The 20,984-nt window shown below is 40.5% G+C and carries 16 protein-coding genes, 1 tRNA gene and 1 pseudogene; 10 read left to right on the forward strand and 8 right to left on the reverse strand.

Annotation, left to right across the window (positions count from 1 at the left end; translation table 11 throughout):
- Nucleotides 1-12 precede the first annotated feature (12 nt).
- The 4 genes from ACFQ1G_RS12595 to ACFQ1G_RS12610 all read right to left on the reverse strand — a co-directional run bounded on the left by ACFQ1G_RS12595 (nt 13) and on the right by ACFQ1G_RS12610 (nt 3,461).
- Complete coding sequence (locus ACFQ1G_RS12595; protein ID WP_380740082.1) at nt 13-348, reverse strand: arsenosugar biosynthesis-associated peroxidase-like protein; 336 nt, start codon at nt 346-348, stop codon at nt 13-15.
- 90 nt (nt 349-438) lie between these two features.
- Nucleotides 439-1,539: a histidine kinase gene (locus ACFQ1G_RS12600; protein WP_380740084.1), complete on the reverse strand. Its 1,101-nt coding sequence runs from the start codon at nt 1,537-1,539 to the stop codon at nt 439-441.
- A gap of 1 nt (nt 1,540) precedes the next feature.
- The gene (locus ACFQ1G_RS12605) at nt 1,541-2,308 is read right to left on the reverse strand and encodes a LytR/AlgR family response regulator transcription factor (RefSeq protein WP_380740086.1); all 768 of its coding nucleotides are present in this window, start codon (nt 2,306-2,308) and stop codon (nt 1,541-1,543) included.
- Nucleotides 2,289-3,461, reverse strand: coding sequence for a sensor histidine kinase (locus ACFQ1G_RS12610; protein WP_380740088.1), 1,173 nt, complete (start codon nt 3,459-3,461; stop codon nt 2,289-2,291). Before ACFQ1G_RS12610 ends, ACFQ1G_RS12605 begins: the two co-directional genes overlap by 20 nt.
- A 232-nt stretch (nt 3,462-3,693) precedes the next feature.
- Here ACFQ1G_RS12610 and ACFQ1G_RS12615 point away from each other — a divergent pair, with 232 nt between their 5' ends.
- The 3 genes from ACFQ1G_RS12615 (at nt 3,694) to ACFQ1G_RS12625 (ending at nt 9,859) form a co-directional block, all read left to right on the forward strand.
- Nucleotides 3,694-6,078, forward strand: coding sequence for a TonB-dependent receptor domain-containing protein (locus tag ACFQ1G_RS12615; protein ID WP_380740090.1), 2,385 nt, complete (start codon nt 3,694-3,696; stop codon nt 6,076-6,078).
- A gap of 225 nt (nt 6,079-6,303) precedes the next feature.
- Entirely contained in the window at nt 6,304-8,724 is a 2,421-nt protein-coding gene (locus ACFQ1G_RS12620; RefSeq protein ID WP_380740092.1) for a TonB-dependent receptor domain-containing protein, read from the forward strand.
- A 136-nt stretch (nt 8,725-8,860) separates the two neighbouring features.
- Complete coding sequence (locus ACFQ1G_RS12625; protein WP_380740094.1) at nt 8,861-9,859, forward strand: endonuclease/exonuclease/phosphatase family protein; 999 nt, start codon at nt 8,861-8,863, stop codon at nt 9,857-9,859.
- Nucleotides 9,860-9,861: 2 nt separating this feature from the next.
- Here ACFQ1G_RS12625 and ACFQ1G_RS12630 read toward each other — a convergent pair whose 3' ends face one another.
- Both ACFQ1G_RS12630 and dinB read right to left on the reverse strand, forming a co-directional pair.
- A complete protein-coding gene (locus ACFQ1G_RS12630; protein WP_380740096.1) occupies nt 9,862-12,843 on the reverse strand; it encodes a DNA polymerase III subunit alpha in 2,982 nt (993 codons plus the stop codon).
- Nucleotides 12,844-12,879: 36 nt separating this feature from the next.
- Nucleotides 12,880-14,097 carry a DNA polymerase IV gene (dinB, locus tag ACFQ1G_RS12635; protein ID WP_380740807.1) on the reverse strand — a complete coding sequence of 406 codons (1,218 nt, stop codon included), beginning with the start codon at nt 14,095-14,097 and terminating at the stop codon, nt 12,880-12,882.
- Nucleotides 14,098-14,225: 128 nt separating this feature from the next.
- Here dinB and ACFQ1G_RS12640 point away from each other — a divergent pair.
- A pseudogene (locus ACFQ1G_RS12640) lies at nt 14,226-14,505 on the forward strand (hypothetical protein); the annotation flags it as partial.
- A 142-nt stretch (nt 14,506-14,647) separates the two neighbouring features.
- On the opposite strand, the gene ACFQ1G_RS12645 reads toward ACFQ1G_RS12640, so the two are convergent.
- Together ACFQ1G_RS12645 and ACFQ1G_RS12650 are read right to left on the reverse strand one after the other, a co-directional pair.
- On the reverse strand, nt 14,648-16,492 hold the full coding sequence (locus ACFQ1G_RS12645; RefSeq protein WP_380740098.1) for a cystathionine beta-synthase: 1,845 nt from the start codon (nt 16,490-16,492) through the stop codon (nt 14,648-14,650).
- 158 nt (nt 16,493-16,650) lie between these two features.
- A tRNA-Phe gene (locus tag ACFQ1G_RS12650) sits at nt 16,651-16,726 on the reverse strand.
- A 123-nt stretch (nt 16,727-16,849) separates the two neighbouring features.
- Here ACFQ1G_RS12650 and ACFQ1G_RS12655 point away from each other — a divergent pair.
- Genes ACFQ1G_RS12655 through ACFQ1G_RS12680 form a run of 6 tightly spaced genes read left to right on the forward strand, consistent with a single transcriptional unit; the run spans nt 16,850 to nt 20,981 of the window.
- Nucleotides 16,850-17,581, forward strand: coding sequence for a type III pantothenate kinase (locus ACFQ1G_RS12655; protein WP_380740100.1), 732 nt, complete (start codon nt 16,850-16,852; stop codon nt 17,579-17,581).
- Nucleotides 17,578-18,825 carry a hypothetical protein gene (locus ACFQ1G_RS12660; protein WP_380740102.1) on the forward strand — a complete coding sequence of 416 codons (1,248 nt, stop codon included), beginning with the start codon at nt 17,578-17,580 and terminating at the stop codon, nt 18,823-18,825. Before ACFQ1G_RS12655 ends, ACFQ1G_RS12660 begins: the two co-directional genes overlap by 4 nt.
- A gap of 29 nt (nt 18,826-18,854) precedes the next feature.
- The gene (locus ACFQ1G_RS12665; protein ID WP_380740104.1) at nt 18,855-19,811 is read left to right on the forward strand and encodes a hypothetical protein; all 957 of its coding nucleotides are present in this window, start codon (nt 18,855-18,857) and stop codon (nt 19,809-19,811) included.
- Nucleotides 19,812-19,820: 9 nt separating this feature from the next.
- Nucleotides 19,821-20,225: a tetratricopeptide repeat protein gene (locus tag ACFQ1G_RS12670; RefSeq protein ID WP_380740106.1), complete on the forward strand. Its 405-nt coding sequence runs from the start codon at nt 19,821-19,823 to the stop codon at nt 20,223-20,225.
- 1 nt (nt 20,226) lies between these two features.
- Nucleotides 20,227-20,793, forward strand: coding sequence for an LPS export ABC transporter periplasmic protein LptC (gene lptC, locus ACFQ1G_RS12675; RefSeq protein ID WP_380740108.1), 567 nt, complete (start codon nt 20,227-20,229; stop codon nt 20,791-20,793).
- Entirely contained in the window at nt 20,793-20,981 is a 189-nt protein-coding gene (locus tag ACFQ1G_RS12680) for a hypothetical protein (protein WP_380740110.1), read from the forward strand. Before lptC ends, ACFQ1G_RS12680 begins: the two co-directional genes overlap by 1 nt.
- The last annotated feature ends 3 nt before the right edge of the window (nt 20,982-20,984 follow it).

Consider the following 20,984-nt stretch of genomic DNA (forward strand, 5'->3'; position numbering starts at 1 on the left):
CCCTGGATCTGCTCACATTGATAATTTTTCGTATTTGTTCATCATCTGCACCCCGTGTACCAGGGTTGCACCCCCTTTTATGGAAGCACCTACGTGAATGGCTTCCATCATTTCCTCTTTTTCGATTCCTCTTTCCAGCCCGTCTTTGGTGTAAGCATCAATACAATATGGACACTGGACCACATGTGAGACAGCTAGCGCGATCAATGATTTTTCCCGTGCGGTAAGCGCACCTTCCTCAAAAACCTTGGAATAATAATCGAAGAACTTGTTTCCCAGTTCCTCATTCCATTCAGTGATATTTCCGAATTTTCTCAGATCTGCCGGATCATAATACGTTTTAGCCATGGGTCTTTTTTTTTGAACCCCTAATATACGGCTTTACCGACTATTTTATCCGGATTGTAATTTCTTCTGATATGGAACAATAATGAAATTTCATTTCCTTTCAGGGACTTCATTTTCAATCTGAAGCAGCGGGAGATGCACCTTGAACTCATTTTCTGTCTGAATGACCTCAATGCTTTCCACGGAAAGAATACGGTACTTTTCCTTGATAACGGTCAAGGCATCTTCAGAAAAAAGCCCGGTTTTAGTAGTCCAAATGATCAAAATTCCTGAACTGGTTTCAATATGAATATCCAACGATTTATCAGCTGCATTTGAAGAGATCATCCTGTCAAGGACAAAGTAGAGGGAACCCGGTGGGATCTGGTAGTTTAAAAAACCATTGGAAATGTCAAATTGCATGCTAATTCTATCCCTGTAATGTGATTTTAGCAACCCGCAATAAGCCTTTGCGACATTTACTTCTTCTTTCAGAGTAATCAATTGTTCTTTTTGGTTCAGGAAAGAACGGTACAGGAACGAAAGATCGTTGAGGTAATTTGTGGCTTCTTGTTCGTTCTTTTTTATAAGTTCTTCCAGGGTTTCAAGACTGCGAAAAAGGAAGCCGGGGTTGACCTGGTCTTCAAGGTTTTTCAACTGTCCTCGAAATTCCTCTCGTTGAAGCTGTGCGTAATGCAGTTGCTCTGCGTGGATCTGTTTTTTGATCCTTTCACGTTCCACGAAATAATAGAAGAAAAGTCCAAGTATGGCGTGCAATACAACATTACGACGTACCGCCTCCTCATCAAAGTATGCGTTGATGCCGTATATCTCATTAAGGACGAGCAAGATGAGCCAAATTGGTAGTAATTTGGTGGCCAGGGTCAATAATAAAGTTGCCAGAACGACACTTACTCCTTCAATAACATTTATAAATTTTGTTTTTAACCTGTATACCTTTTCAGATTGGATAAAAGCCGAAATATGTGGGTAGATCCATACAAGAGAAACGAAATAGGCATAAGAGAAGAGCAATTCCAGTCCCAAGTCCCAAGTGAGAGGGCGAAATATTTCACCGAATTTAAGATAAATGAAGATCCACTCTATGGCCACCGTTAAAATCGCTGCAAAAAACAGTTTTTTAGGCCAAGAAAGAGAAGTGATTTTTAGGACTCTTTTCTGTTTGAGTTTATTTTGATCGAGGGTCTGCATATTATAGGTCCAGCCATTCTTTAAAAGCAGAAGCTTTATTACTACTTACTATCTGGTCAGTTTTTAATTCCGGGTTCAGAGAAAGGTGCAATCTACCTTTAAAATAGGGGCTCACTTCCTTGATCGCATCTATTCGGGTAATAAGTTGGCGGTTAGCCCTAAAAAAGTTTTTTGGGTCCAGGAGATCTTCAAGTTGATCAAGGGTGTAGTTCACGACAAAGCGTTTTCCTTCAGGCGTTACTAATAGAACGACCCCTTCTTCAGCCAAAAAATACGCGATCTCCTCACTGGAAATGGTCCTGATAGTTTGCCCTGATTTTACCATAAACCTGGATTTGGAAGTCTTCCCGCTGTCTGAAACCGTATTTCTCAGAAGGTTTGATAAATTTTCCAGTTCCCGCGAAATATGGTCCTTATTTAGTTCTTCATATTTCTTAACTGCTTTTTCTAATTCATGCTTATCAATAGGTTTCAGTAAATAATCGATGCTATTCACTTTAAATGCTTCCAGGGCATATTCATTATAGGCGGTTGTGAAAATGACAGGGCTCTTTACTTCTACCTGCCTGAAGATCTCAAAACTACTGCCATCAGAAAGATGAATATCACAAAAGATGAGATCGGGGAAAGAATGAGTGTTGAACCATTCCACCGCTTCCTCGACAGATTCGATTTTGTCCAGGATCTGGGTTTGTGGCCGTAGATCAGAGATCATTTTTTCAATCGCATTAGCCGCGAATGCTTCATCTTCAATTATCAAGATCTTCATGAGAATTGGTATTTAATAATGGGAGTTTAGTAATAAATTCTTTTTCGGTCTTATTAATAATTACTCTTTCTTCTGAAAGATATCGATAACGACTTTTAATATTATTAAGACCGGTATGGGTGGATTCAAATTGTTCCAGCCTGGGCTGCAGGTTATTTTTTACAGCCACATGATCATTTTCGGTATAAATATAGATCCTGAGCGGTCTTTTTTTAGTAGAACCGTTGTGTTTAATGGCATTTTCGACAAGCATTTGAAGACAACCCGTGGGAAGTTTAAGGTTTAACTTTTCAGAATCGATTTGAATATCAAATTGAACAGCGGAACCAAAGCGCGTTTCCAAAAGGTAGATATAGGACCGGGTAACATCCAGTTCCTTTTTCAGAGAAACTAGGTGGTTTTGGCTATTTTCCATGAATGACCTGTAAATTTCACCCAGGCGACGGGTGAATTCAATGGCCTTCAATTTATCCTGGTGAATCAGTGAGCTTAGAACGTTTAAGCTGTTGAATAAGAAATGCGGATTCACCTGATTTTTTAATCCTTCCAATTGAGCCTGGAAATTCTCCTTTTGAAGCCTGGCCGTTCTTAACATATCTTCCTGCAAATGTTTTTTACTTTTTTCCCGTTCCACGAAAAAATAAAAGAATAGGGAGAATATTCCACTTACCAGGTAAGCTGTCCTTATGCGGCCAGGGAGAGGTTCCAGGTCCGGAGCTAAAAGAAGCAGTGGTGCCAGGTTAAAAAGAGAGAGTAAAACTGCATTTGCAACCAATACAAGGCTAAGTTCAATAGCTCCTCTTATAAATGGATTATTATGCTGGATTCTTTCAAAAGCAAATTTCGAAATTAAGGGGAAGAACAGGAAGATCGAAAAGATATATAGAAAGTTGGTCAGGATCTCCAGCTGTAAAAATCTTTCCCGGGAAAGTTCTGAAACGCCTAAAAGCCCTCCCGTGTGTAGAAAAGCAAACAGCTCGTAAAGTAATAAGCTTACCAAGGCTGCCTGTCCCGCTTTTCGAAAAACCCAGAACAGACCTTTCGTATCTTTTTTTCTTTCGGTTAAATCCTTTTTTAAAACCTGCTTTTCGATCTTTTTGATTTTTGACTGGAAGTAAAAATAGAAAAAATAACCTGTTTTACTGAACTTCATAACTCACTCCATTTAAGCAAAGCCAAGGTCCTGATTCTTTCAAAAAGCCTTAACCATTTCATGGTCTCAAAATCCGTTTTCAGCCATCAATTATCCTGCTTCACTGTTTTACAGATTTCATTTGCAGTTAGTTAGGCTAATATTTGTTCCGGTTACTAACCAAAATGAAGTCTAACCAAAAACTAATATGATGAAGTTGTATAAAAATTTTTTGTTTGTTTTAGCCCTTTTAATGAGCCAGATTCTTCTTGCCCAGGCGGGCGGTCTAAGCGGAAGCCTGATAGACCAGAAAGAAGAAACTATTCCTTTTGCTACCGTAGCGGTAATGAAATTACCTGATTCAACGGTAGTAACTGGAACTACCACCGAAATGGACGGAAGCTTTATAATGGAGGCTCCCGAAAAAGGGGAATTTCTGTTGAGGTTCAGTGCGATTGGCTTTGAGTCAACTTTTACCGAGCCTTTTAACGTCGGCGGAAAAGATTTCCGAAGAAATTTTGGGGTCATTACCATGAACGAAGAGGTCACTATGCTTAACGAGGTCATGGTACAGGCCTGGAAACCGCGTATTGAAATGGAAGCCGGTAAAATGGTGGTGAAAATTGAAGGAACGGCTATGGCTGCCGGAAGCACTGCCTTCGAAGTGGTCTCTAAATCCCCCGGAGTTTCAGCAGATCAGAACGGGAATCTGTTGTTAAATGGTAAAAGTGGTGCTAAGGTCATGATCAATGGGCGACTCACTTACCTTTCAGCTGACCAGTTAAAGACTCTTTTGGAATCTATGCCTGCTGAGAATATCAAGAATATCGAATTGATCCACAACCCTTCTGCAAAATATGATGCTGAAGGATCTTCAGGGATCATAAATATCGAGCTTCGAGACGGGGTGGCACTTGGGTTTAACGGAAGTGTATATGGTGGAATGGAATTTAACAGGGAAAACTGGTATAATGCCGGAACAAACTTAAACTATAACGTAGGCAGATGGAATACCTTCTTTAGTGCAGATATTTCAAAGAGAGGGTTTACCAGAAAAAATGAAATTACAAGAGTGTATACATATGACTTTGACTACGATTATTTTCACCAAACTGGAGATCAACTGGAGACAAAATGGGTTCCTACTTTCCAGGCAGGAGCTGACTATAAAATAAATGAAGATCATAGTATAGGATTCAGAGCGAACTATTCCTTCTATAATGAAGATGGGAAGTGGGACACCGAGACCGAACTTGGAGATTTTGGAAGTGGGGACCTCCAAACTATTTCTGCCAGAAACAGATCAAATGAAGATTATAGCAATGGCCGTTTGAACGTTCATTATGAAGGAAAACTTGATACTGTTGGCACCACGATTTCAGCTAATTTGGATTATGTGCAGCTTTCAAAGGATCTTGATTCCCGCTTTACGAATAACTATTATTTTGTGCCGGAGGACAGGTCTGACCGGGAAGACCTTTTTAACCGAAGTATCTCAGACTATGAGATCTTTGCAGCGCAGGCAGATCTTACTCTTCCATTGAATCAAAGATCAAGTCTAAGTATGGGAGTGAAAGGAAGTAAAGTAGTTTCAGAAAGTGATCTTAAATTCTATTTGGGCCAAAATGAGTCCGGACAACTGGATGACACCAGGAGCAATGCATTTACTTATGAAGAAGAGATCTATGCGGCATACGCGAGTTATTCCAATAAGTTAAGTGATACCTGGGATCTTCAGCTTGGATTGAGGGCAGAAAAAACGGTTGGAAAGGGTATCTCTCCAACTATGGGTGAAATAAATGAAAAAGATTACCTGGATTTTTTCCCAAACGTGCAATTAAGCCAGAAGGTAAGTAAGAACTATCAGATCCAGTATTCTTATAGTAAAAGGATCAACAGGCCGAACTACAGCACATTAAATCCTTTCCTGTTCTATCTGGATCCTTACACATATATCGTAGGAAATCCTGATCTGGATGCTGAGATCACCTCTTCCTTCGGAATTTCTCAAAGTTTCTTTAAGAAGTATATCCTAATGTTGAATTATAGTAAAACTAATGGTGCTACAGCCGAATATCCACAAACAGACTTGGAAACCGGGCAAGCTATTCTAACCACTGCTAATATGGATCAAAGGGAATCGTTTTCAGCGACTTTATTGGTGCCGGTTAAGCTCGCTTCTTTCTGGAATGTAGAAAATACTATTGTTTTTAACCAGACAAATTTTGATATTCCATATGAAGAGGGACTTATTGAGAATGACAATTTATTCTATTCATTCCAGTCTAATAACCGTATCAAGCTGCCCTGGGATGTGAACATGGAACTTAACGCAAATTATATGGGGCCTGTTGCTTCTGGAGTATATTCCATAGGTGAAAGATGGTTCCTGGATGCGGGCCTTAAAAAAACATTTTTGAATGATCGTCTAGATGTTACTTTAAAAGCTACAGATATATTCAAAGGAATGGAGATCGATGTGGAGGCTGAATATCCGGGGAGTACCTTTGAACTGAACCAGTATTTATATAACCGTGGTTTCAGTATTAATTTAAGATACAGGTTTAAAAATTCTAAATCGCAGGAAACTGCCCGTCAAAATAAACTGGAAGAATTGAGCAGGGCGGGCGGTCAATAGTTCAATTCTTCATTTAAACTTCATCATGAAATCCCGGATTCATTTCCGGGATTTTTTGTTTTTATAGATTTGAGTGATACACTTAGAAGAGGTTCCAAATATTTTCATCCAGTTTATTTCCTGATTCACTCTCTTATAATCCCACTTCAACTTTTTCATGTTTTAAAAGTTGCACATCAACAGCATATTTGCCCGAACGATCAATCAATCAAAAAATTTACAGTGATGAAGTGGTACAGACAATTTTTATTTGGATTAGCCTCTATAATAAGTCCGTTACTTTGGTCCCAGGAAGGCAGCCTTAACGGCAGCCTTCAGGATCAAAATAAAGAGACGATCCCTTATGCGACAGTAGCGATCATGAAGGTGCAGGACTCTACCATTGTAACAGGAGGTACCACTAATGAAACGGGAAACTTCAGTATGAAGTCCCCAAAAGATGGGGAATATTTTTTAAGGTTCAGCGCCATCGGATTTAAACCCACTTTTTCAGAACCATTTATTGTAAAAGGAGAAAATTATGGGCACTCCTTCGGAATGGTAACTATGGCCGAAGAAGTGACAATGCTGAACGAGGTGATGGTAAAATCCTGGAGACCCAGGGTAGAGTTCAATGCCGGGAATATGGTGGTATCTGTGGAAGGAACGGCTCTGGCAGCGGGCAGTTCTGCTTTTGAGATCCTTTCCCGCTCCCCCGGAGTTTCCTTAGACCAGGAAGGTAATTTTCTTCTGAACGGGAAAAGCGGGGTTACCGTGATGATCGACGGACGAAGGAGCTACCTGTCTTCGAAAGAACTTCAGACTATGTTGGAAGGAATGTCAGCCGAAAATATTAAGAATATTGAAGTCATTAATAATCCCACTGCCAAATATGATGCAGAAGGGACGGCAGGTATTCTCAATATTAACCTGAAAAGCAATAGCCTTAGCGGATTAAACGGGAGCATATACGCAGGATATGAAATTCGCGAAAAACATTGGTATAACGCGGGTTTGGCTTTGAATTATAAAAAGGTTAAATGGAACTCTTTTTTAAACCTGGATATGGCTAAGGAAGGTACAATAAGAGACCAGGAGTTTGACCGGGTCATACAGGCTGAAGGCGAAAATGCCATTTTCAGACAGGAAGGAAAAGATACCCGCGTAAAATATATCCCTTCTTTGCGGGTGGGATCAGATTATTCAATAAACCCGAAACATTCTGTGGGGGTGATGCTTAATTTTACTAACCAGATAAGAGATAATATCTGGCATACCTGGGGAACTCTTCAAAATATAAATGTGGGGGAGACCACGCAGATCGACGCGAAAAATTTCCTGGATGAATCATTCGAGAATACCGGGATCAATGTCCATTACCAGGGGGTTCTTGATAGTGTGGGGACATCACTCTCTGTAGATCTTGATTATGTAAAATTAAGAAAAGATGGAAATTCAAAATTCGTTAATAACTATTCTTATAATGACGGATCACATTTTAAGGAGGTGCTTTACAGCGACAATCTTAGCGACTTCGATATTTATTCGGCAAAGACAGATCTGTCAGTACCTTTTACAAAGACCTCAAATTTGGACCTGGGCGTTAAGGTGAGCAAAGTGATTTCAGATAGTAAACTGCGTTTTTCGATAGATGAGGGTGGTTCGCTTCAGCCCGATCCCTCGAGAAGTAATGATTTCCGATATGAGGAGGATATTTTTGCGGGGTACCTCAGTTACAGAAACAGGATCAATGATACCTGGAACTTTCAGTTAGGATTGCGTGCCGAACAGACCTTTTCTGAAGGCAGGTCTATAGAAGGTGACGCTTTGATAGATCGTGGTTACCTGGAGTTCTTTCCGAATGTGAACATTGAACAGACTTTAAGCGAGAATTATAAGCTGAACTATTCCTTTAGCCGAAGGATTTCCCGTCCTGCATACAAACAATTGAATCCCTTTATTTTTTATTTAGACCCATATACGTACATAGATGGAAATCCCGGTTTGAAGCCTCAATTCATGAATTCCTTTCAGCTTTCGCAGACCTTCCTAAAAAAATATAATCTTTTGCTCAGCTATGATCATTCAAGGGATTACATAGGGGAGATCCCCCTTCAGAATCCTGAGACCAAAGAAATGATCTTTTCGATCCAGAACATGAATGACTTTAGAAGTTATGGAGCCACACTGGTCGCACCCTTTAAGATTCTGCCGGACTGGCATATGAACAATAATTTTGTTTTGGTAAAACAGGAATATGACATCGTGATCGGGGAACAGGAACTTGAGAATGACCAGTTGTATTTTACGGCAAGAAGTACTCAAAGGATCAACCTGCCTTTAAATTTAAAACTGGAATTATTTGCCTCTTATGAAGGACCTGTGGCTTATGGTCTATATAAATTTGAAGATCAATGGTGGTTAGATGCAGGACTTAAAAGGTCTTTTTGGAATGATAAGTTAGATCTGACCTTTAAAGCTACCGACATCTTCAAAACCATGCGATCTCGTGCTACCACTACTTTCAATAATAATTCCACAAAGATCAATCAATACTGGGGGAATAGGGGAGTTAGTCTCAACCTTCGCTATAAGATCAGTAACGGGCAGTCAGAAAGTGCTTCCCGCTCAAAATCCTTAGAAGAACTGCAAAGGGCCGGAGGTTAAATTTTCACCTAATGAGTTATAAAAAATCCCGGATTCACTTCCGGGATCTTTCCTGGTTTCTTAAGGTTCTAACAAATTTTGTGTAAACAGCGGTATTTTAACTATTTTATAAAGAATTCAAAAATCCGCTGTTATTATGAGTTTCAGGAAAATATTTTACTATTTCGTAATCATTATTAGTTCCTTGGTGATAATAGCCAGCCTATTGTCCTTATTTTACGACCTCCCTTACTGGTATTCTAAAGTGCTTGATTTTCCGCGACTTCAATACTGGATCCTGGGATTGATCTGTTTAATTCTTTTCCTCGGACTTAACAAAAAGTGGGATCTTCCTTCAGTATTATTGATTCTTGGATTGTTGTCTTCGGTAAGTATTCATTCCATTAGAATCTTTCCTTATTGGTTTGGTGAAAAGTCAGTTCCTGATGCCGTGGCAGAATATGATCAGGAAGATTCAGTAGGAATAATGGTAGCCAATGTTCTGATCAAAAATCGTAAGAGTGATAAATTTTTGGAACTGGTGGCGGCCAGAAAGCCGGATATGTTACTGGTGATGGAGGTAAACGATTGGTGGTTATTGCAATTAGAGTCCTTGAATGAAAACTACCCTTATGTAATGAAGCAGCCTAATGAGGAAGCGTACGGGATGGCGCTGTATTCAAAATTCCCTTTGAGAGATAAGCAGATAAAATATCTGAAGCATAAGAATGTTCCTTCTTTTCATACCATGGTGGAATTGCCTTCGGGTAAAAATTTTATGTTTCATGGAGTACACCCTGTTGCTCCCATGCCAAGTGATAAATATCCGGATAATGTAGGAGAGGCTGAAGTATCGCTGCTTAGAGTAGGAGAAATGGTTTCTCAAGAAAAACTACCGGCAATAGTAGCGGGAGATTTCAATGATGTTTCGTGGTCACATACAGCCCGTCTTTTTGGGAATGACGGGAATTTAAAGAATGTGCGTATAGGTCGCGGTCTTTACAATAGTTTTGATGCCCAGTCTAAAATAATGCGCTGGCCTTTGGATCATTATTTTGTAACTGAAGAGTTTGCGCTGGTAGAACTTGAAAAATTACCTGAATTCAGTTCAGATCATTTTCCTATGTACGCTGAATTCGTGTTACGGGATTTTTAAATTTAAGCTCCAATTCTTTTTACATTTCCTTCCAGTCTTGGATCACCCGCAGTTTTTTGCCGCGCGACCCATTTTATGCTTATGGAGAGGTAGCCCAGTTCTTCTGCTACTGTTCCGTAACACAAATAGATGCCTTTGCTCCACATAGGGTATTTTTTAGCGACATTGGGAAAGTGAACCGTGTCGAAGATGGTCCCCTCGTCATCGTAAAAAGTGGAGAAATACATATAATCGTTGTGTTTGGTGGCGGTGCGCTTGGTGGTGATAAGATTGCCGTAGATCTCCACGTCTTGACCGATATATTTATTTAAATCCCGGGCTTTTACTGCAGGTTTTATCTCATTTTGCAGCAGGCTGAAGTGGCTGTGGAGCGAGAATCCCAGTAGTTCTATTTGGTCATAGGCATCGATCAGTAAGGAGTGTTCAAATTCGGGCAGGTCGAAATCCCGGTGTTTGGGTTTGAACAGGACTGCCTGTTTTGATCTCGATCTACTTTTACTGAGCTTAAAATATGCTTTCCACAGTAAATGATGCTTGTCAAGACCGGTAAATCGGAAGGCTTCGATCTTCAGCAACAGGCTTAACTGTTCAATGGAAATATCGAGCCGATCTATAAAATCATCCAGGGACTTGAATTCCCCGAAGAATTGCCTGTTTTCAAGAATACGCTGAATGACCTTTGTTTCTAGTTCCTTGATATAACCCAGTCCCAGGTAGACATCCTTTCCGCAAATGACAATGGGGTGATCGCTTTTGTTGATGCAGGGAGGATGCACTTTTCCGCCATACCGTCTTATTTCCTGAAGATAGGTCTCCAGGTCATAAAAGCCACCGCCGTTATTGATCGCGGCCACCATATATTCCAAAGGGAAGTAATACTTGAGGTAGAGTCCCTGGTAACTTTCTACGGCATACGAAGCTGAATGACCTTTTGGGAAGGCATAGCCCGCGAAGGAAGAGATCTGGTTCCAGACCTCGTCGATCAGGCTTTCGGGATATCCTTTTACCCTGCAATTATCCCTGAATTTGCGCTCTATTTTCTCGATCTGGCCTTTTGAAGTTTTCTTCCCGCTCATTCCTCTGCGCAGTACATCTGCCTCTTCCAGGGAAAGACCTGCAAAGAAGTGCGCGACCTTCAGTACATCTTCCTGGTATACCATTACGCCGTAGGTTTCCTCCAGGATCTTATACAACACGGGGTGCGCCTGTTTTCTCCTTTTTGGGTCACGGTGCCGTTTGATATATTCTTCTTTCATTCCCCCGTTTGAAACTCCCGGGCGTATGATGGAACTCGCCGCTACCAGTTCCAGGTAGTTCTTTGTTTGCAGTTTTATGAACAAGCCTCTCATAGCGGGCGATTCTACATAGAATACCCCCATACAATCCCCGGTGCTCAGCAGGTGGTTGAGGTTCGGGTCATTTTTGAACAAATTGATGTCTTCCATGTCGGGAAGTTGGGCATCGGGCCGATTTTGATGTATGATCTCGACCGTGTCGGTTATCTTAGAGAGGCCGCGTTGTCCTAAAATGTCAAATTTGAAGATGCCTACATCTTCGCTAATGTTCATGTCTATTTGCAAGGTAGGGAAGCCTTTTGGCGGAAGAAATGTTCCGGCGTAATGATAAACAGACTTTTCCAGGATCATGATCCCGCCTGCGTGTATGCCTAAATAGTTTGGCAGACCTTCAATTAAATTGCTGTACTGCAGTACCAATTTTTCAATTTTGTCCAGGTCTTTCAGTTGAAAATATCCCGCCGAAAGCTTGTCTATGTTCTCTTTCGGTAAACCGAACACTTTCCCCAGTTCCCTCGCCACAGCCCTGCGTTTAAAGGTTACGTAAGCTGCTAAAAGAGCCGTGTTCTTATGCTTTTTGAAGATGTAGGCCGTGACATCTTCCCGGTGTTTCCAGGAAAAATCAATATCAAAATCGGGAGGAGAGTTGCGATTGGCGTTTATGAAGCGTTCAAAATAGAGGTCAAGTTCTATGGGATCAACATTGGTGATGCCAATGATATAAGCCACTACCGAATTTGCTCCGCTCCCCCGGCCTATAAAAGGATAATTTTTTGATTTTGCATACTGAATGATATCGTAATTGATCAAAAAATAAGATACATAACCCAGGCTGATGATCGCGTGCAATTCTTTTTGTACCCGGGTATATACCTCTTCGGAAGCATTTGGATATCGTTTTGGCAGATTTTTGAAACATAGTTTTTTCAATTCCTCTGCATCTTCTTCCCTGCTTTTGCCAAAGACCTGCAGGTTTTGATTGGTCCTGTCTTTTCCAAACTTGAAGTGTACTTCGCAATTTTCAATGATAGCCTGTGTGTTCTCCAGGATATAGGGATAATCTCTAAATTCTTCGGAAATGCGTTCAGGAGAAACCATTTTTTGTTCCGGGTTTCCTTGTTCCTCTTCCGGAAGTTTGCTTAAAAGAGTGTTGTTGTCAATGGCTCTTAATAACCGGTGCGCGTTATAATCTCTTTTATTCCGGAAGCTTACCGTTTGCAGTACCACCAGCTGGTTTTTGAACTCCAGGTACTTTGAAAACTTCAATTTCCGAAGACTTTCAATAGATACACCTATGAACTCATTGTCCCTGAAATGGGTTTTCTTCTCGGCCATGACCTTTTCCAAAGGGTAAATGATATAACATTTTTCCAGTGAGGGGGCATCGCTCTGAAAAGGTTTTTTTGGATGAAGATGAGCCGACAAATGTTCGTTCAGGATCCTGAAACCTTCATTGCTTTTAGCGAGTCCTACATATTCCTGTTTTACCCCATTTCTAAAATCGATGCCTATGAGAGGTTTAATATTGAAATCTGCCGCGATCTTTACCAGGCTTAAACAGGCTGAGGTGTTATTGATATCGGTTACTGCCAGGCTGTGTACTCCGGTGGCTTTTGCAAGCTGGCAAAGATCCTCTACCGAAAAGGTGCCGTAGCGCAGGGAATAATATGTATGACAGTTCAAAAACATCGTTCTGGTATCTTCTTTCTAAAAGGCGTTTTTTGCTTATTGTTGCCTGTGGGCCAGTAACACCGGGGGCTCTCCGTTAAATGGATTATGCATCCTGCCTACATGAGTCCCTCCCAAAGTAGAGGCCCGGGTAATGCTGTTGTCGCCAAACCGGTTTCGCATCTTATCTATAGAATTGTAGAGATTCAGCATCTTTTCAGAATCGTCGAAGAGATTGATCTGGTAATTTCCGCCTACCAGCCCCGAGAATTTCACTCCAATGAGCCTTATCAAAAGCCGCCTGTTGTAGAGTTGCCTGAAGAGTTCTTCTATCTTGGGGATTAGAATATGATCTGCGCTGGTGTAGGGAACTTTGGCTTGCTTGGTATAGGTGCTGAAATCTGAATATCTGATCTTCACGCTGACATTGGTGGTGAGTTTATTCCCCTGTCGAAGTTGGAAAGCGAGATTTTCACCCATCGCTGTGAGGGTGGCATGTAGTACCATCATGTCAATGGTGTCTTTGTGAAAGGTACGTTCGGCAGAGATCGATTTGCGTTCGTGAAAGGGAATGATAGGACTGTCATCTATACCGTTCGCCCTTTTCCAGATCGTTCTTCCGTTCTTGCCCAACACGCTTTCGAGCATTTCGACCGGCATTTCCTGGATAGTATAGATCTTATTTACTCCCAGTTGCAATAACTTCTGAAAGGTCTTACTCCCAATCATGGGTATCTTACGAACTGAGAGCGGCGCCAAAAAGGACTTTTCTTCCCCGTTGTGAATGAATAGCTCATTATTGGGTTTGGCTTCTCCCGTAGCGATCTTTGACACCACTTTGTTCTGTGAGAGTCCAAAGGAGATGGGCAGGCCGCTTTCTTTTATAATTAGATGCCTTAATTCATGAGCGAACTTATAAGTACCAAAGAATTTGTCCATTCCGCTGAGGTCGGCATAGAATTCATCGACACTCGCTTTTTCAAAAGTGGGCACCTTGCTTTTGATGATATCGGTTACCTGGTGAGAGTATTTAGTGTAAGTGCCGGAATCTCCTTTTATTACGGTCGCTTCAGGGCAAAGTTGCCGCGCCATTTTCATGCTCATGCCTGAATGGACACCAAAGCTTCGGGTCTCATAACTGCAGGCCGCTACAACCCCGCGATCTCCCAATCCTCCAACCAGTAACGGTTTGTGCTGCAATTTTGAATCGAGCAAACGTTCCACCGACACAAAAAATGTATCCAGATCCAGGTGTATAATAGACTTCTCTTTCATTAAAAATGGAATAATTCCTAATAATTGGAAATATTCCAAAATTATGAATATTTTTTAGTGTGGAGGTAAAAATGAGAGTTAAAAATTCGATCCCAAGAGTTGTAGGAAAAATGAGATTAACAGTAGGTATGATCGATGGCCTGGAGATAAAAAATGTGGAAAGGATCACTTCTACCGGAAATCACCACGAATACAGAGGAAAGCCTCTCCCGGCTTATGTGATTTCAGACACCACTCCTGAAGTTATCAGGGCTTATGTTTCTGAAGCTGATGGTTGATTTCCTTTGGATGACGCATACCATGGATTATGAAGGAAGAGATGATTTCAATAATATGATCTTGGGAGGATTTTCTCTTTTAGGCCTTATTACAGTATTAAGTGGATTTCTTTTATGGTATACATCTTAACCCACGGTAAGAAAATTTGGGAAACAGTCTAAAAAGAAGAAAAAGAAAGTTAGAGCTTGATATTAAACACGAGCAGTAATGTAAAAAGCCACCTTTTGAGGTGACTTTTATTTTTAATTCTTCCCTTACTTTTTTGCTAGATTCAAATTTGTTCGACAAACTCTAAAAAGACCTTTTTATGGAGTTCAAGATCTAAATTTGGAGATAGTGATACCCGGGCAATATAATCTTTGTCATCTTCTTTAGTCGTTCCTTGAGTTGATGTTGCCGGAATCGTCCAATAACATCCTTTCAACTGCCCATAACTCACACAGTATTTACTCTCATTAGGGATCTCTGTGATCATTAAATTGATCAATTTTTTATTCAGTTCTCTCTTATAGGCTTCCCTTTCTTCAGCAGTATTTCCTTTAGTGGGAAGATCTAATGAAAACACAGATGGGGTAAATCCTTGCTGAGCCAGTTCTTCTGAAACAAAATTGATCTTCGCCTCCGGGAGCGTATCATGGATAAAGTTTACAAAGTCACGTGTATTCTTATAAGCATCTGCGATCCTTTGATTCATTGAAGGTAGTTGGTTCGCTAAAATATCAACCTGAAGCTCTGTGGCTTCATTATCGCAAAGTCTTAGATGCTTGTCTATTTTTTTCAATAGATCTTCAGCTTTTTCATTTGCTACACAGTAGCCGGCCGTACATTTACCTCCACTTGGAAATTTTGATCCGCTAACATAAGAAATGGTCCTGACCGTTGAGAGTATTCCATCTTTACTTAGAAACTGTACATTAGGACAAAATGTTTGATCTAAAATAAAAACCGGATCTATAGCAACGTCCCCGCTTGCAGTTTTACGCTCCTTACTTAAAACCTCTTTTAAGTTTTTAAGGTTGGGAACTTCGACTCTTGGATTTGTGGGAATTTCAGCGATAATGTAAGGGACAGCATCTTCGCTAGCGATCTTATCCAGGACCGTATCGATACTTTGCACCATGTCGTTATCACCATCAACCGGTAAATCTACCACTTCAACGTTATCAATACAGGCGGCTACGCGTCTTGCCTGGTCATTTGTGCCACCATAACAATTTGGAGGAACAATAAATCTGATGTCTTTTCCTTTATGTTTTTCTAGGGCATTGTCAATAAGTCCCATCATAATGGCATATTGAGTAGATAGTCCGGAAGATCCAAGAAGCGCTTCTGCCTTAGTACCGGTAATCTCCTTAATTGATTCTAATACCCTTGCTTTGGTTGTTGCACCATCACTTTTCTCATTATTAAATGCAGGCTTGTTTACTAGCAGCTGCAGGGCGGTAAAACAATTGGCAGGTGTCATGGCGATCGTCTCTCTTCTTCTTACATGCTGAATTTCGGATATGTACGAGTCATTTTTTTCGCCATTTACTAATAGTATACTTCCCAGCTTAGAATGCACACTGATATAAAAATCAATATGCGGAGTGAGATCTGCATGACCAATTTCATCATCCTGGGATACTAAAATTGTGCTGCCATCAAAATCAGAAATCTTTTCTGATCTCTTGACTTGCTTCATTTCAAAATTATAGTTGTAAACATGCTTTATTACTTCAGCATCAAAATAATCTGGCAATTCACCTTTATACAGTATTCGGGTATTCTTATTATCCAATAAGTTTTTTCTAAGAACTGCTAATACAGGGATCGTCCGGGATGAAAAACTTATTACGTTCTCCGGGTTGAGGTCATTTAAATGGGCAATTGTCCATTCCAGTATAGAAGATAGTGGATGGCCTAATCGAATATAATCGAAAGCAGTGGGTAGTTCACTAAGCGCGGGTGTTTCTGAATTATTTTCTTGAAATAAGATCTCAAACTGCTTCAGGAACTCTGTTTTTGCTAATTCTTCATTATAAATATCCAGCCGGTGGGTGGTGAGCCTCAACCAGTCATTTGGCATGTTTTCTAGTACATTTTCAATATATCTGAGCACCTTATTGTCTTTCATAAATTCTTCTTTTTGATAGGCCGGTAATATAGATGGCTTAAATGTATTTTAAAAGTCTTACGGAAAATTTCTTGCCCGGCTACGCCAACATTTTTGGAGAGTATAATGGGCCGGAAAATAAAAAAACCCCTCCTGAAAAGAAGGGGTTTTTGCTTTGATGGTGGTGCCTCCAGGAATCGAACCAGGGACACAAGGATTTTCAGTCCTTTGCTCTACCAACTGAGCTAAGGCACCAGTGCTTAAAGCATGCTTACCTTGTTGTAGTAAGCGGGTGCAAATATAGATTCAAATTTAATATCACGCAAAGGAATTTTAAAAAAAATGCTTTTGTACCTTCGCTTTCACAACTTCATAACAATGAATTTAATTATTGATGTAGGTAACACCCTTGCAAAAGTTGCTGTTTTTCAGAATGATGAACTGGGGAAAAAGGAGGTGGTCCAGAAAGAGTCACTCGAAAAAAAAATAAAAGAAATTTTTAAGGAGTTCCCCGAAATCCATGCGGTAGTGACCTCAAATGTGTCAAAAACTACTTTTTCCTGGCCTTCTGGTCTTCAGAAAAAGGCAAGAATTTTGAATCTTGACGCCAATACCTTGCTTCCTTTTGAAAATCTCTACGGCACTCCCGCAACTTTAGGAAACGACCGTAAAGCACTTGCTGCCGCCGCGGTCAAAAAGTATCCCGGGCGTAACGTTCTAGTGATCGATGCCGGGACCTGTATTACGTACGACTTTAAAAATGCTGAAAATCAATATCTAGGGGGAGGGATTTCTCCGGGGTTAAAAATGCGTTTTAAAGCCCTTAATTCTTTTACGGCAAATCTGCCATTAGTGACACCGCAAGAAGACCTCAAATTGATAGGAGACAGTACTTTGAGTTCCATTAATTCGGGAGTGATTTTTGGGTTTTTGAAAGAAATTGACGGGATTATTGAGGAATATGCATCTCAATATGATGAAATGCTTACAATTATTACAGGTGGAGACGCACAATTCTTGTCTATAAACTTAAAAAATAGCATATTTGCGAACTCCAATATCTTGTTGGAGGGATTAAATTATATTCTCGAATTTAATATCAGTCAATGACAAAACGATTAATACTAATCGTATTCATTTTATTTTCAGTGATTACGACCGCTCAGGAGCGAACTTCCTCTCCATATTCTTTCTACGGAATTGGAATGACTACTTTTAAAGGAACCGTAGAGAACCAGTCTATGGGTGGTCTGAGTTTTCTTTCTGACAGTATCCATTTGAATCTTCGCAATCCGGCATCTTACGGCAAGCTGGGACTTACAACTTATACTTTGGGAGGGAGTCATAAAGTTTCTGAAGTGATGACCGACGAAGAGAGCGGAACAACCAATACTACTTCTTTAGATTATTTGGCCATAGGAATTCCAACCGGGAAATTCGGTTTTGGGTTTGGGCTTATTCCATATACAGCTGTCGGGTATGACATTCTTGAGGCCAATGAGTCGGCAGGAACGGTTACCAGGTTTTCAGGAAAAGGTGGTATCACCAAAGTATTCCTTTCAGGAGGATATGAGGTCAACGATAATATCTCCCTCGGGGTTAATGTGGATTATAACTTCGGAAACATTCAGAATAAGAACATTTTCATTCGGGAAGGACTTGAATTTGGAAGTCGCGAGATCAATAGATCAGACGTCAGCGGATTCACTTTTACCTTTGGCCTGGAGTACGAAAGAATGCTGAAGGAAGGCCTGCAATTCAACTTTGGGGCTTATTATTCTCCTGAAGCTGACCTGAAATCACAAAACGAAAGAGAGCTTGCAACGATTATTTTTTCTAACACGGGGCTTGACTTGCCGGTTGATGCTCGTCAAATCGATCTTGAAAATGGTGATCTAACCGTTCCTTCCAGTTTTACGGTAGGATCTGGAATTGGAAAATCAAAGAAATGGTTCTTAGGAGTTGAATATACTGGTTCTGAAGCCAGCGATTTTAGTAATAGATCTTTTGCTCTTCAAGGGGCGACTTACAATAAATCTAATAGTTATAAAGCAGGAGGGTATTACATACCTAATTATAATTCTTTAACCAGCTACTTCAGTAGAATCGTTTATCGCGGTGGACTAAGGTTTGATGAAACCGGTCTAAACCTTGATGGTGAAGATATAAATGAGTTTGGCATATCTTTTGGAGTAGGACTACCGGCAGGACGAACGTTCTCTAATATTAACCTGGGATTTGAGTATGGACAGCGCGGTACCAAAGACTCAGGACTTGTTTTAGAAGACTTCTTTAATGCCAGAATAAGCCTCTCTCTTAATGACAGATGGTTTGTAAAAAGAAAATTTGAATAAATCAACTAAACTGGAATAAACCTTACACTATGAAATCTAAAGTAATATTATTTCTTTCCGGGGTACTTTTAGGTACAGGAGCTTTGCAGGCGCAGGCAAACCAGGAGTGTGCGACTACTGCATCTCTTGCTTACAGTGATGCTAAAGCCAAGAATTATGAAGCTGCTTACCCTAGAATTCAAACCCTAAGGAAAGATTGTCCTTCATATAGCGTAGTAACCTATCAATATGGAGAGAGAGTCTTAAAAGATAAACTTGAAAAAGCTCCTGATGCTGAGAAAAATGCCGTAGCGCAAGATCTTATCAAATTATACGAGGAGCGTTTACAGCACTTCCCTGGTAAAACTAAGGCTGGTGAAGTATATGCTGATATAGCCCAGGTGATGTATGATTACAAAATGGGTACTCCTGAGGAGCAATATGCTGCTTTTGATAAGGCGTTTAAAGAAGATAAAGATGCTCTTAATGCTAAATCTCTTTATACTTACTTTTCTCTGTTAGTTGACTTGCAGGATGCAGGTAAGAAAGAACTTCAGGATGTTTTCAACCAGTATGATATTGTTATCGCTAAGGTTGAGGAAGATGAAAATAAAATGGCTGAAGGTCTTGCTACACTTATCGAGAAGCAGGAAGCTGGTGAGCAATTGACTTCTAAAGATGAAAAGAGACTGAATGCTTATGAGATCAACCTTAAAGCATATAGTACCATTAGAGGAAGTATTAATGCTAAGTTAGGTCAGCGTGCAGATTGTGATAACCTTGTTCCTTTATACAGTAAAGATTTTGAAGCTAATAAAAGTAATGTTGATTGGTTGAAAAGAGCTGCAGGAAGACTATCTGGTAAAGATTGTACTGAAGATCCTTTGTTCTTCAAGTTAGTGGAAGCCTTACACAAAGCTGAGCCATCTGCAAAATCTGCTCTTTACTTAGGTCAGTTAGCTGATGCTGAAGGAAAAGCCGGAAAAGCTCTTGAGTATTATAACTAGTCAGCTGAATTGGAAAAAAATCCTTCAGACAAGGCAAGAGTATACTACAAGATCGCTGATGAATACAAGAAAAAGGGTCAGTTTGGTCAGGCTAGAAATTACTATAGAAAGACTCTTAACGCGAAGCCATCATTTGGTAGAGCTTACTTGCAGATCGCTAACATGGTCGCCCAGAGTGCTAACAACTGTGGTAACACTGCATTCGAGAAGAGAGCTGTGTACTGGTTAGCTGCCGATTATGCTGCTAAAGCTGGTAGAGTTGATCCATCGATCAGTTCTAACGCTAATGAGACTGCCGCTGCCTATAGAGGTAGAGCACCACAGCGTTCAGACATTTTTCAGTCTGATATGCAGGGGAAAACTATCAACATTGGATGTTGGATAGGAGAAAGCGTACGTGTACCTAACTTGTAATATGAAGTTAACATACCGGAATACTTATATAAGCATTGTCACAATTCTTTTTGTGGCAATGCTTTTTTCATGTGAGGGTAACCTTAAAGGGGTGCGCGACATGGAGATGCCCGAAGATGCCCCGCAGGCTGTCGGGATGGGTATTAACTTGAAATACATAGATTCCGGAAAAGTGGTCGCTACTCTAAAAAGCGACAAAATGATGGATTTTTCGAACAAGAACTTTCCTTATCGTGAATTTCCGGAAGGGCTGGAAGTTGAATTCTACGATGAAAATCGGGAAAAGAATACGGTTACCGCCAATTACGGGGTGATCTATGATCAAACTGGCCTGATAGATCTTCAGGGAGATGTTGTGGTTATTACCAGTGATAGCACCCGCCTTATGGCAGATCAATTGTATTGGGATCAGGCGAGCAACTGGGTTTTTACAGACAGGCCCAACACTATCCGCTTCAAGAATGGCGCTCGTAATGAGGGGCAGGGCTTTGATAGTAATCAGGAATTCAGTAATTTTCGTTCCAGGTCCAATGTTGGCGTCCAAATTATAGAAGAAGAAACTAAATGATGAAACTTTCCAAATTTTTTGAATTTGCATACCTGGCCGCAGCGGCCTTTTTCCTTTATGAAGCATTTATTGTTTGGGATACCCAGCGTGAAAGAGCTTATTTGTTCCTCTTTTTCGTAGTGCTTGCCATCTTTATGTTTTTCTTCCGAAGGCACTTCAGGAATAAGTACGGTAATCGTAAGAAGTAATAG

Origin of the sequence: Salinimicrobium gaetbulicola, assembly GCF_042676025.1 — a bacterium.
Classification (GTDB): domain Bacteria; phylum Bacteroidota; class Bacteroidia; order Flavobacteriales; family Flavobacteriaceae; genus Salinimicrobium; species Salinimicrobium gaetbulicola.